The 12,453-nt window shown below is 38.0% G+C and carries 9 protein-coding genes; 8 read left to right on the forward strand and 1 reads right to left on the reverse strand.

Features of this window, described 5'->3' with window-relative positions; genetic code table 11:
* Positions 1–44 precede the first annotated feature (44 nt).
* The gene (locus tag HU137_RS09275; protein WP_182043563.1) at positions 45–1,343 is read left to right on the forward strand and encodes a chloride channel protein; all 1,299 of its coding nucleotides are present in this window, start codon (positions 45–47) and stop codon (positions 1,341–1,343) included.
* A 15-nt stretch (positions 1,344–1,358) separates the two neighbouring features.
* Complete coding sequence (locus HU137_RS09280; protein WP_182043564.1) at positions 1,359–1,850, forward strand: thioredoxin family protein; 492 nt, start codon at positions 1,359–1,361, stop codon at positions 1,848–1,850.
* Between the two features lie 172 nt (positions 1,851–2,022).
* Here the strand turns inward: HU137_RS09280 and HU137_RS09285 are convergent, their stop codons facing one another.
* A complete protein-coding gene (locus HU137_RS09285; RefSeq protein WP_182043565.1) occupies positions 2,023–2,967 on the reverse strand; it encodes an NAD(P)H-dependent flavin oxidoreductase in 945 nt (314 codons plus the stop codon).
* A 155-nt stretch (positions 2,968–3,122) separates the two neighbouring features.
* On the opposite strand from HU137_RS09285, the gene HU137_RS09290 reads away from it, so the two are divergent.
* The 6 genes from HU137_RS09290 (at position 3,123) to HU137_RS09315 (ending at position 12,278) form a co-directional block, all read left to right on the forward strand.
* Positions 3,123–3,344, forward strand: coding sequence for a DUF2795 domain-containing protein (locus HU137_RS09290; RefSeq protein WP_084016193.1), 222 nt, complete (start codon positions 3,123–3,125; stop codon positions 3,342–3,344).
* 102 nt (positions 3,345–3,446) lie between these two features.
* Positions 3,447–6,830: a preprotein translocase subunit SecA gene (gene secA / locus HU137_RS09295; protein WP_182043566.1), complete on the forward strand. Its 3,384-nt coding sequence runs from the start codon at positions 3,447–3,449 to the stop codon at positions 6,828–6,830.
* Between the two features lie 304 nt (positions 6,831–7,134).
* Positions 7,135–7,935, forward strand: a complete 801-nt coding sequence (locus HU137_RS09300) for an SDR family NAD(P)-dependent oxidoreductase (RefSeq protein ID WP_182043567.1) — start codon at positions 7,135–7,137, stop codon at positions 7,933–7,935.
* 173 nt (positions 7,936–8,108) lie between these two features.
* Positions 8,109–8,822 carry a YebC/PmpR family DNA-binding transcriptional regulator gene (locus HU137_RS09305; RefSeq protein ID WP_182043568.1) on the forward strand — a complete coding sequence of 238 codons (714 nt, stop codon included), beginning with the start codon at positions 8,109–8,111 and terminating at the stop codon, positions 8,820–8,822.
* Between the two features lie 186 nt (positions 8,823–9,008).
* Positions 9,009–10,778 carry an arginine--tRNA ligase gene (gene argS / locus HU137_RS09310; protein ID WP_182043569.1) on the forward strand — a complete coding sequence of 590 codons (1,770 nt, stop codon included), beginning with the start codon at positions 9,009–9,011 and terminating at the stop codon, positions 10,776–10,778.
* A 201-nt stretch (positions 10,779–10,979) separates the two neighbouring features.
* Complete coding sequence (locus tag HU137_RS09315; protein WP_182043570.1) at positions 10,980–12,278, forward strand: aminopeptidase P family protein; 1,299 nt, start codon at positions 10,980–10,982, stop codon at positions 12,276–12,278.
* Positions 12,279–12,453 lie beyond the last annotated feature (175 nt).

Consider the following 12,453-nt stretch of genomic DNA (forward strand, 5'->3'; position numbering starts at 1 on the left):
CGAAAAAGGTCTTTGTAGCTTGATCATTATTCTAAATTTGCAAAGTGAAACTGAAACAAAAAAGAAAGTTAATCACCTACCTGAACATTTTGGATCAACCCATACGGTTTAATCCTTTTGTGTTTAGCCGGATGTTTCTTTTATGGGCTTTTCTCGGATTATTGGGCGGAATCATCGCAGGATTGTATTGGTTAGGATTGGAATATTTAACCCATTTGTTGGGTGTATTCCAGGGATGGTTGGTCATTCCGCTTATGGCAATTTGTGGACTGGCAGCGGGTTTGATCATTCATTTTATAGGAGATCCCGGTGAAATTCATCTGATCGTAAACAACATTCGTTTCAACAAAGGAAAATTGGATCCCAAAAACAATCCTTCCATGATCCTTTCTTCTTTACTTTGTGTAGCCAGCGGAGGAAGTTTGGGGCCGGAAGCTCCATTGGTGCAAGTTACGGGTTCCACGGGAAGTTATATAGGAAAACTCTTACGATTAAAAGGCGAGGAATTGCGATCGCTGAGCATTGCAGGAATGGCATCCGGGTTTACGGCGCTTTTCGGTGCGCCACTTGGCGGTAGTTTATTTTCATTGGAAATTTTACACCATAAACATGCGGTCCAATATTACAAAGCGATCATTCCGGCATTGGTTTCGAGCTGTTTTAGTTATGTAGTTTTTGCTTTTATCATCCAAACCGGTTTGGGCGCTATTTGGGATTTACCGGAATATCAATATTCAAATGTTTTTGATTTTGGTTATGCCATTTTATTTGGATTGGTAGGGGTTTTGGTGGCTTGGTTTTTTATTTATGCTACGAAATTTTTAAAAAAATTATTTGAATTCTATCCGCTGCCGATTTATATCAAAACCCTGATCGGAGGTGTTATTTTGGGACTAATTGCCTTTTATTTCCCGATCACTCGATACTTTGGGCATCATCAAATCAACCATTTGATTCAGGAAGATTTTGCGCTGGCACCTTTGTTGGCCATTTTGATTTTCAAAATCATCGCGATTTCCGTTACGGTGACCTCGGGTTGGCGCGGCGGATTTATCATTCCCTTATTTTTTACAGGAGCTGCAGTAGGATTGATTATTCATCATTTTTTCCCGGGATTAAATTTAGGATTAACCATCGTTTGCTGCATGGCTGCCATAAATTCCTGTGTAACGAGAACCCCGATGAGTACTACGATTCTCCTTACGACTTTGACAGGATTTGATTATCTGACACTCATCCTTTTTGCCAGTCTTACAGGATATTTTCTCGCACCCCGCATCCCCTTTATTTCCTCCCAAATGGATAAATCTGAGTTGAAAATAAATAAAATTCAAAATAGATAATTTACCTTTGACTGTATGAAAAATACCATCTTAGTTTTGGGATTCCTATTGGGAATCCAATTCGGAAATGCACAAGAAAAATTTAGTGTTTATCACCCGGAAGCTGACGCCAAAGCCGAAATCGCCAACGCCGTTTCAAAAGCAAATGCGGAAGGCAAACATGTATTCTTACAATTGGGTGGAAACTGGTGCGGCTGGTGTAAATTGTTTCATGAACTGACCACGACCGACGAAGAACTCAAAAAATACATCGCTGAAAATTATGAAGTGGTTCATGTGAATTACAGCAAGGAAAATCAGAATCTGGACGTTTTGAAAACTTTGGATTATCCGCAGCGATTTGGGTTTCCGGTATTTGTAATTCTGGATGGTAAAGGAAATCGGATCCACACCCAAAGTTCAGGATATCTCGAAGAAGGAAAAGGCCATAGTCAGAAAAAAGTAATGGAATTTTTGCAACAATGGTCACCGAGCGCTTTGGATCCTGCTAATTATGAGAAGAAATAATTAGATCAACGCACTAGTAATATTGATTGTTAATAAATTACACAACGAAAGCTCTGTAGGAGTTATGTGTTGGTAGAACTTGTCCATTATAAAAAGTAAACATTTTGTCATGATTTTTGATGTAAAACAATTAAAAATCATGACAAAACCCTAATTAATAATGTACTACGAATTAAAATATTGTATTAAAATCTAGCTTCAATTCTCTGATTTCGGTTAACAACTCTTTAAAAACTTCTTCCACCGAAACCACCGAATCAATCAAGGAAGCTACTTGTCCGATTTCCAATTCTCCATTTTTTAAATCCCCTTCAAACATTCCTTTCTTCGCTCTTGCCCTCCCCAAAAGTTGAATCAAATCTTCTTTTGTCGCTGCATTTTCATAGGCTTTTTTTACTTCTTCGTAAAAACCATTTTTAATTAATCGGACCGGTGCCAATTCTTTTAAAGTCAATTCTGTTCCACCCTCAATTGTATCAACAATGGTTTCTTTAAAAGCATTATGTGATGAAGACTCATAAGTCGCCGCAAATCGACTCCCGATCTGTACACCATCTGCACCAAGTACCATCGCTGCCACCACTTGACGACCTGTTGCGATTCCCCCTGCAGCAATCAAAGGAATCTCGATTTTCCGCCGTACATCAGGAATCAGACAAAAAGTCGTGGTTTCATCTCTGCCATTATGTCCGCCCGCTTCAAATCCTTCTGCCACAACAGCGTCTACTCCGGCTTCTTCTGATTTTAATGCAAATTTGGCACTGCTCACCACATGAACCACCGTAATCCCTTCTTTTTTAAGTGTTTCCGTCCAAGTTTTTGGATTTCCTGCTGATGTAAAAACGATGGGAACTTTATTTTCAATGATGGTTTGGATGTGTTGATCGATGTCCGGATACAACATCGGAAGGTTGACACCAAAGGGTTTGTCGGTCGCCAATTTGCATTTGATGATGTGCTCTCTTAAAACATCGGGATACATACTTCCGGCTCCCAACAGCCCCAAACCACCTTGATTGCTAACGGCTGAGGCCAGTTTCCACCCACTATTCCAAATCATTCCGGCTTGAACAATCGGATATTGAATTTTGAATAAATTACTTATTTTATTTGTCATTTTTTTCGATACATTTGCCCAAAAATAAAAAAATTCGAAACAAAACCTGACAACCTCGTTTTTGGCAAATTATTTGATTCGGGAAAACCGCCTGATTTTCAGACAGGCAAAAGAAAAATTTAGTAAAAAAATAAACGATAAATAAAGTTTAGAATATGTATTGGACTTTAGAATTAGCATCTTATTTAAGTGATGCACCTTGGCCGGCAACAAAGGATGAATTGATTGATTACGCCATCCGTACCGGCGCCCCACTTGAAGTTGTGGAAAACCTTCAATCCATAGAAGACGAAGGTGATTCTTATGAAAGTATAGAAGAAATCTGGTCTGACTACCCTACAGACGATGATTTCCTATGGAACGAAGATGAATATTAAACACCAAAGCCCAAATTAGGGCTTTTTTTCATAAAAAAATAAACCTTTTCACGGACTGATTTTCACAATGAACAATCAAGTCCTTGATGAAAAAAATGAATCATGAGTATTATTGAAAAAGTATTAAAAGGTTTTTTAGGCGATAAAAATCAAAAAGACGTAAAAGAATTACAAAAATATGCCGACAAGGCATTACAGGCTGAAAAGCAAATTGAGCAATTGTCTAATGACCAATTGAGAGAAAAATCTGTCGAATTCAAATCCAAATTGGCTGAAGGAACACAAGCGCAGAAAGCTGAAATTGCCGAATTAAAATCCAAAGCGGAATCTCTGGAAAATTTCGATGAGAAAGAAGCCATTTTTGAACAAATCGACAAAATCAATAAAGAAGCCTACGAAATCGAAGAAAAAATCCTGATGGACATTCTTCCAGAAGCTTTTGCTGTCGTAAAAGAAACCGCAAAACGTTTCACTAACAATCCTGAAATCCAAGTAAAAGCTACCGCTTTTGACCGCGAACTATCCGCTACAAAAGATTATGTCCAAGTTGTAGACGATGAAAATGTCATCTGGAAAAATTCATGGGATGCGGCCGGAAAAGAAGTGGTTTGGGATATGGTGCACTATGACGTTCAGTTGATCGGTGGTACAGCGCTTCATCAAGGAAAAATCGCCGAAATGCAAACCGGTGAAGGTAAAACCCTAGTGGCAACTCTTCCGGTTTATCTAAATGCACTAACCGGACGTGGTGTACACTTGGTAACGGTTAATGATTACCTCGCCAAACGTGACTCCGCTTGGATGGCTCCTATATTTGAATTCCATGGTTTGCGTGTGGATTGTATCGATTACCACCAACCGAATTCTGAAGGACGTAAAAATGCTTACAAAGCAGATATCGTATATGGAACCAATAATGAATTTGGTTTTGATTACCTGCGTGACAACATGGCCAATACGCCGGAGAGTTTGGTGCAAAGAGAATTGAATTTCGCGATCGTCGATGAGGTCGATTCGGTTTTGATCGATGATGCCCGTACGCCTTTGATCATTTCAGGTCCAGTGCCGCAAGGAGATCGTCAGGAATTCGATGCTTTGAAACCGAAAATTGAAAAATTATTCAACGTTCAAAGAGAAGAATTGGGTAAAACCCTGAACAAAGCCAAAAAATTATTTGACGAAGGAAATAAAAAAGACGGTGGATTTCATTTGTACCAAGTTTTCAGAGGATTACCAAAATACAAACCTTTGATCAAATTCCTAAGTCAAGAAGGAATCCGTACCCAATTGCAAAAAACAGAAGGCATTTACATCGCCGACAACAACCGCGAAATGCCACAAGTAGACCAACATCTATATTTCGTCATCGACGAGAAAAACAACCAGGTTGATTTGACCGATAAAGGGATCGAATACATGTCACAAGGTATGGAAGATCCAAACTTCTTTATTTTGCCTGATGTTTCGACCAAAATCGGGGAAATCGAATCAAAAAATCTTCCAAAAGAAGAAGAAGTGGCGGAAAAAGAAGAATTCTTCCGAGAATTCTCCATCAAATCAGAACGCATCCATACTTTGACCCAATTGCTAAAAGCCTATACCCTATTTGAAAAAGACAACGAGTATGTGGTAATGGATGGTCAGGTAAAAATCGTAGACGAACAAACGGGTCGTATCATGGACGGTCGTCGCTATTCGGATGGATTGCACCAAGCGATTGAAGCCAAAGAAAATGTAAAAATCGAAGCGGCAACCCAAACTTTTGCGACCATTACTTTACAGAATTATTTCCGTATGTACAACAAATTGGCGGGAATGACCGGTACAGCAGAAACAGAAGCAGGCGAATTCTGGGAAATCTACAAATTGGACGTTGTAGCGATTCCGACCAATCGACCAATTGCCCGACAAGATTTACAAGACAAAGTATACAAAACGAACCGTGAGAAGTTCAATGCAGTAATCGAGGACATCGTCGATTTGGCAGAAAACCAAAAACGTCCGGTGCTTGTGGGAACCACAAACGTTGAAACTTCAGAATTGTTAAGTCGCGCTTTGCAATTGCGTAAGATCCAACACAACGTTCTCAACGCCAAATTACACAAAAAAGAAGCCGATATCGTAACGGAAGCCGGTCGTTCAGGCGTTGTAACCATCGCTACCAACATGGCGGGTCGTGGTACGGACATCAAATTGACACCGGAAGTAAAAGAAGCCGGAGGTTTGGCGATCATAGGTACGGAAAGACATGATTCGAGACGGGTTGACCGTCAGTTGAGAGGGCGATCCGGTCGTCAGGGAGATCCTGGAAGTTCGCTTTTCTATGTTTCGCTAGAGGATAATTTGATGCGTTTATTTGGGTCTGAAAGGATTTCCAAATTGATGGACCGTATGGGACATAAAGACGGAGACATGATCCAACATTCGATGATTTCGAAATCCATAGAACGTGCGCAACGAAAAGTGGAGGAAAACAATTTCGGAATCCGTAAGCGTTTGCTCGAATACGATGATGTGATGAACAAACAAAGAGAGGTGATTTACCGTCGTCGTAAAAATGCTTTGTTTGGGGAAAGACTAGATGTGGACATCGCCAATATGATTTATGATACGGCTGCGTCCATCGTAGGTGAAGCCAAAAACAATGAGAATTTCAAACAATTGGAATTTGATTTGATCAAATATTTCACCATGGATACACCGATTTCTGAAGGTGAATTCAAATCGATTTCTACACGTGATTTAACCGAAAAAGTTTATCATGCTGCAGTTGCCGATTATCAACGACACGTAGAACGTCAAGCTGAAAAAGCTTTCCCGTTGATCGCTCATGTTTATGAAAATCCGAACAATCAATTTACCCGAATTCAAGTTCCTTTTACCGACGGTACAAAAACGCTGATGGTGGTAACTGATATGAAGGAGTCTTATGAATCTCAAGGTAAAAAATTGATCAAAGATTTTGAAAAAGGAATCGTTTTAAGTTTGATCGATGAACACTGGAAAGAACATTTACGCGATGTGGATGATTTACGTCGTTCCGTTCAAAATGCTGTTTATGAGCAGAAAGATCCATTGGTGATTTACAAACAGGAGTCCTTTTTTGTATTCCAACGCATGTTAGATCGCGTAAACAAAGAAATCATTTCTTTCTTGTTCAAAGGTGAAATCCCAACACCAGATCCTGAACAAATCCAACAAGCGCGTCAACAGGTTAAACAAGAAAAAGTAGAAACCAATCGAGGTGCAGAAGATAGTTCTTCTTCATCTTCCAACAACAACGGATATTACAGCAGTTCAACTTCTTCTACCGGTGCTCCCGCGCAACAACGTCAAGAAGTAACCGCTCCGAGAAGTGTGGTTAAAATCTTACCCAACGACAAAGTAGCGATCCGAAATATTTCTACTGGAGAAAAACAAGAGATGAAATACAAAGTAGCAAAACCCAAAATCGATAGTGGCGAATGGGTTTTGGTTGAAAACTAAATTGATTATTCAATAATTTGATTTGAAACGGATATCTGAAAAGATGTCCGTTTTTTTGATTATAAAATTATTATTTAATCATGCACTACTATTTAATTTAGCTTAAATTTGATTTAATCAATACACTGACAATTAAATACTTGACATTTCACCCAAAATAATTATTTCAAAAGCCAACTTTGTAGATGAATGGATGTTTAGTTCTGAAAATTTGTTTTTTCATATCATGATTGAAACTAAAGAGAAACAGATGATTTAAAAAATATAGCTCATTATATTCGAATTCTACTAAAAAATAACCACCATGAATAAAAATCAAAACCAAGTTATTTGGATAACAGGCGCATCTTCCGGAATCGGAAAAGCATTATCTTTTGAATGGGCAAAATTAGGATACATCGTAATTCTTTCATCAAGACGCAAAGAACTGCTGGATCAAGTAGCAGAAGAAATCAAACAATCTGGAGGAAAATCTTATGTAATTACTTGTGATATCATGGATGAGAAAGAAATTGAAAAAACGATACAAGTAATCATCAAAAATTTTGGAAGACTCGATGTAGTGATTGCCAATGCAGGATTTGGGGTTTTTGGGAGTTTGGAAAATCTAACTGCTGAAAATTGGAACCGACAATTTCAAGGCAATGTGACCGGATTGGCTTTGACGGTGAAATATGCATTGCCCTATTTGAAACAAACCAAAGGCAGAATCGGTTTGGTCGGTAGTGTTGGTGCTTTTTTACCTAGTCCAAATTTAGGAGCTTATGGCGCTTCAAAAGCTGCTGTAAATTCAATTGGACAAACTTTGCAAATAGAATTAATGGGCACAGGAGTGAGTTGTACTACCATGCATCCCGGATTTGTTCAATCAGAAATCACAAGAATCGACAACGATGGGAATTGGCATCCGGAGAGACCTGATCCGCGACCAGCCAATTTGATTTGGCCTGCAGAAAAAGCTGCAAAAAAGATGACCAAAGCCATTTTACAACGCAAAAGAAATTATGTTTTTACCGGTCATGGAAAATTATTTGTCTGTATCCAAAGATGGTTTCCGGGTTTGATGCGGAAAATAATCGCCAAAAGTCCCAAGCCGGAAGCTTAAATTCCTTTAAATTATTTTAGAAATTTCATCCAGAATTTTAATTTTTTACTGTTCATTTTTGTGAAAATTAATTTCTGATTGATTCTTGGTATTCCAGGAAAATAAATTCTCCCCTATTCCATTTTTCATTTACCCAAATTCCCTTAATTTTGCAACGCTAAAAACCTCAAAACATGGGAAGAGCCTTTGAATTTAGAAAAGGAAGAAAAATGAAACGTTGGGCCACGATGGCCAAAACCTTTACACGCATCGGAAAAGACATCGCCATGGCGGTAAAAGACGGTGGTCCTAACCCGGAAGCCAATTCCCGCCTTCGCGCCGTGATCCAAAATGCCAAGGCTGCCAATATGCCGAAGGAAAACGTAGAGCGCGCTATCAAAAAAGCATCTGATAAAGATACCGCGGACTATAAAGAAGTACTTTTTGAAGGTTATGGATTACATGGAATTGCCGTTCTGATTGAAACCGCAACGGACAACAACAACCGTACGGTTGCCAACATCAGAAGTTATTTCAATAAAACCGGCGGAACGTTGGGAACCCAGGGTTCGGTCGAATTTATGTTTGACCATATTTGCAATTTCACGGTCAACGGCGAAGGATTGGATATGGAAGAATTGGAATTGGAATTGATCGACTACGGTGCAGAAGAATTGTTTGAAGAAGAAGGAAATGTGGTGATTTATGCGCCATTTGAAAGCTTTGGACAATTGCAGAAATATTTCGAAGAAAACAACATCGAAATCATTTCCAGCGGTTTTGACCGCATTCCCCAAGTCACCAAAGAATTGACCGAAGAACAACAAGCCGATTTGGACAAATTATTGGAAAAAATCGAAGAAGATGACGACGTTCAAAACGTTTTTACCACCATTGCCAACAATTAATTTTAAATGCTAAATGTTGAATTTTAAATTAATTCGAAACTTCTCGTCACTTCGACTAGGAATTTTGTAGAAATTCTGTATCGAGAAAAAAATTGAATCGTTTTCGATACACCAAATCAAAGATTTGGCACTCAAATAGACAAAATTTCATTTAAAAATTATCATTCAACATTCAAAATAAAAAAAATGAATCTCAAACAAAAAACAGCAGAAATCCTTTCCAACTCTATTTCCGAAATTTTTAACTATGTTCCGGAACGGCTTGAGATTCAAAATACCCGAAAGGAATTTGACGGCCAATACACATTGGTTACTTTTCCGCTGATCAAAGAACTCAAAAAGAGTCCGGAAGAAATAGGAAGTACCATCGGAAATCATTTAAAAGACCAAGGCATCATCATCGATTTTAATGTCGTAAAAGGCTTTTTGAATTTGGATTTCCCCAAATACTTTTGGTTGGAAAATTTAGAAGAAAATGCAAAGAATCCTGAATTTGGTTTTATAAAATCGAATTCAAATTCTAAATCGGTAATGGTGGAATATTCCTCTCCCAACACCAATAAACCGATTCACCTCGGGCACATCCGAAACAATTTGTTGGGCTATTCGGTTGCGGAAATCAATAAAGCGGCCGGAAACAAAGTCCAAAAAATCCAAATCATCAATGACCGGGGAATTCATATCTGCAAATCGATGATCGCTTGGGAAAAATTCGGAAACAGTGAAACGCCTGAAACTTCAGGGTTAAAAGGCGATCATTTGGTGGGGAAATACTATGTCGAATATGACAAACATTACCGCGAAGAAATCAAAAAATTGGTCGCCGAAGGACAATCTGAAGAAGATGCAAAAAAGAATGCTCCTCTTTTTCTAGAAGCCCAAGAAATGCTCCGAAAATGGGAAACCGGAGATGAAAAGGTGCGTGAACTTTGGGCCAAAATGAACGGTTGGGTGTATGCCGGATTTGGTGAAACGTATAAAAGATTGGGTGTGGATTTTGACCATGTTCAGTACGAAAGCAATACCTATTTATTAGGGAAAGATTTGATCCAAAAAGGATTGGATTCCGGCGTATTTTATCAAAAAGAAGATGGTTCGGTTTGGATTGATTTGACGGAAGACGGACTAGATGAAAAATTGGTTTTGCGTTCAGACGGAACTTCTGTTTACATGACGCAAGATTTGGGAACGGCAGTAGAAAGATTTGGAACATTTGACATCGATAAATTAATCTATGTCGTTGGAAATGAACAAGATTACCATTTTAAAGTCTTGTTTCTCATTCTCCAAAAATTGGGATACAAATGGGCAGATCAATTGGAACATCTTTCCTATGGAATGGTCAATTTGCCTGATGGAAAAATGAAATCTCGTGAAGGAACCGTCGTAGATGCAGATGAATTGATGGAAGATATGTTCCAAACGGCCAAAGAAATTTCGGCTGAATTGGGAAAACTCGAAGGCTATTCAGATGAAGAAAAAGACAAACTATACGAAATCATAGGAATGGGCGCCTTGAAATATTATATTTTAAAGGTTGATCCAAAAAAAGGAATTCTATTTGACCCCAAAGAAAGTGTAGACTTCAATGGAAATACAGGACCATTTATCCAGTATACATTTGCGCGAATTCAATCCATTTTAAGAAAAGAATCACCGAAAGCATTTGATTCTAAAGAATTTGAAATCAATGAATCAGAAATTGAAATCATCCGACATTTGCATAATTTTGAAGAAACGATTCAAAAAGCAGCAGAAGAATTAAGCCCTGCTTTGATCGCCAATTATGTTTATGATTTAGTTAAAATATTTAACTCTTTTTACCAGAATCATTCGGTTTTAAAAGCAGAAAATGATGATTTAAAGTCATTCAGACTTTCTCTTAGTCAATGGGTTGCAAAATCGATTGAAAATTCACTGTCATTATTGGGGATTGCTGCCCCTGAAAAAATGTAGGTTAATTTTATCTTAATATTTTTTTTATAAAAAATTAATCCTTAAATTTGTACACATAAAAGCTTAATAGCTTTTTCATAGGTTTAGGTTGGTTAAGGTTAGCTCCTCATTCGTAAGAAAGAGGAGTTACTTTTTTTTATAAGGGTTTCCTTTTCCATTTTGCCTCAAGTTCGTTACATTTGTTTTGCAAAAACAAATTTTATGACGACAAAATACGAGCAAATTCCTTCTTCCTTATTTATTGAAAACAGAAAGAAATTTGCAAATGCCATTCAACCCAAATCTCTCGCAGTATTCAATTCCAATGACATTTATCCAGTAAGTGCAGACAGCATGCTCCCTTTTGCGCAACATCGTGACATTTTTTACTTGAGCGGCGTGGATCAAGAAGAAAGTATTTTGGTGATTTTCCCTGATGCTTATGAAGAAAAAAATCGGGAGATTTTATTTTTACGTGAAACCAACGAGCATATTGCAGTTTGGGAAGGTGAAAAATTAAACAAAGAACAAGCTTTTGAAGTTTCCGGAATCAAAACGGTGTATTGGCTTCAAGATTTCCCTAAAATCTTCCGTCAATTGATGAATGAAGCAGAAAATGTTTATGTCAACACCAACGAACATTATCGCGCAACTGTTGAAGTAGAAACCAGAGAAGACCGCTTTATCAAAAAGCTTCAAAATGATTATCCAGGACATACGTATTTAAGAAGCAATCCTATTTTACAGCGTTTGCGTTCCATCAAAGAACCCGTTGAAATCGAATTGATTCAAAAAGCCTGTGATATCACGGAAAAAGGATTCAGAAGAGTCTTAGAATTTATCAAACCGGGCGTTTGGGAATTTGAAATCGAAGCCGAATTTGCACATGAATTTTTGCGCAACCGTTCCAAAGGCTTTGCCTATACACCTATCATAGGAAGCGGTTATAATTCAAATGTTTTGCATTATATCCAAAACAATCAACAGTGTAAGGACGGTGATATTTTATTGATGGACGTGGGCGCTGAGTATGCCAATTATTCGTCCGATATGACCAGAACCATTCCGGTAAACGGCAAATTTTCAGCTCGTCAAAAAGAGATTTACAATGCCGTTTTGAATTGTAAAAACGAAGCTGAAAAACTATTGGTTGCCGGAAATAATTGGTACGATTACCACAAAGAAATGGGGAAAATCTATACTTCTTCCCTACTCGATTTGGGGTTAATCGACAAAGCGGATGTTCAAAATGAAAATCCAGATTGGCCCGCTTATAAAAAATACATGATGCATGGAACTTCTCACCACATGGGATTGGACACGCATGATTATGGAATTCTTTCGGACAAATTTGTCGAAGGAATGGTTTTCACAAACGAACCCGGATTTTATATTCCAGCAGAAAATTTAGGCGTTAGAATTGAAGATGACTATGTCATCCAATCTTCCGGCGCACCAAGAAATCTGATGAAAAACATTCCGATTACCGTAGAAGAAATCGAAGAAATCATGAATAAGTAAAATTCAACTAAAAAATATTTCAAAACCGTTTCTATTCTTACTAAATTAGAGACGGTTTTTTTATTCAAATTAAACCAATGAACATTAAATTATGCGCGGTTGTCATGGCGCAATTGGTTTATTTAATCGACAAATATTGGTAAATTCAACCTAAAAAATCTTTTGTAGTATGGTT

Source organism: Moheibacter lacus (assembly GCF_014042165.1).
Taxonomy (GTDB): domain Bacteria; phylum Bacteroidota; class Bacteroidia; order Flavobacteriales; family Weeksellaceae; genus Moheibacter; species Moheibacter lacus.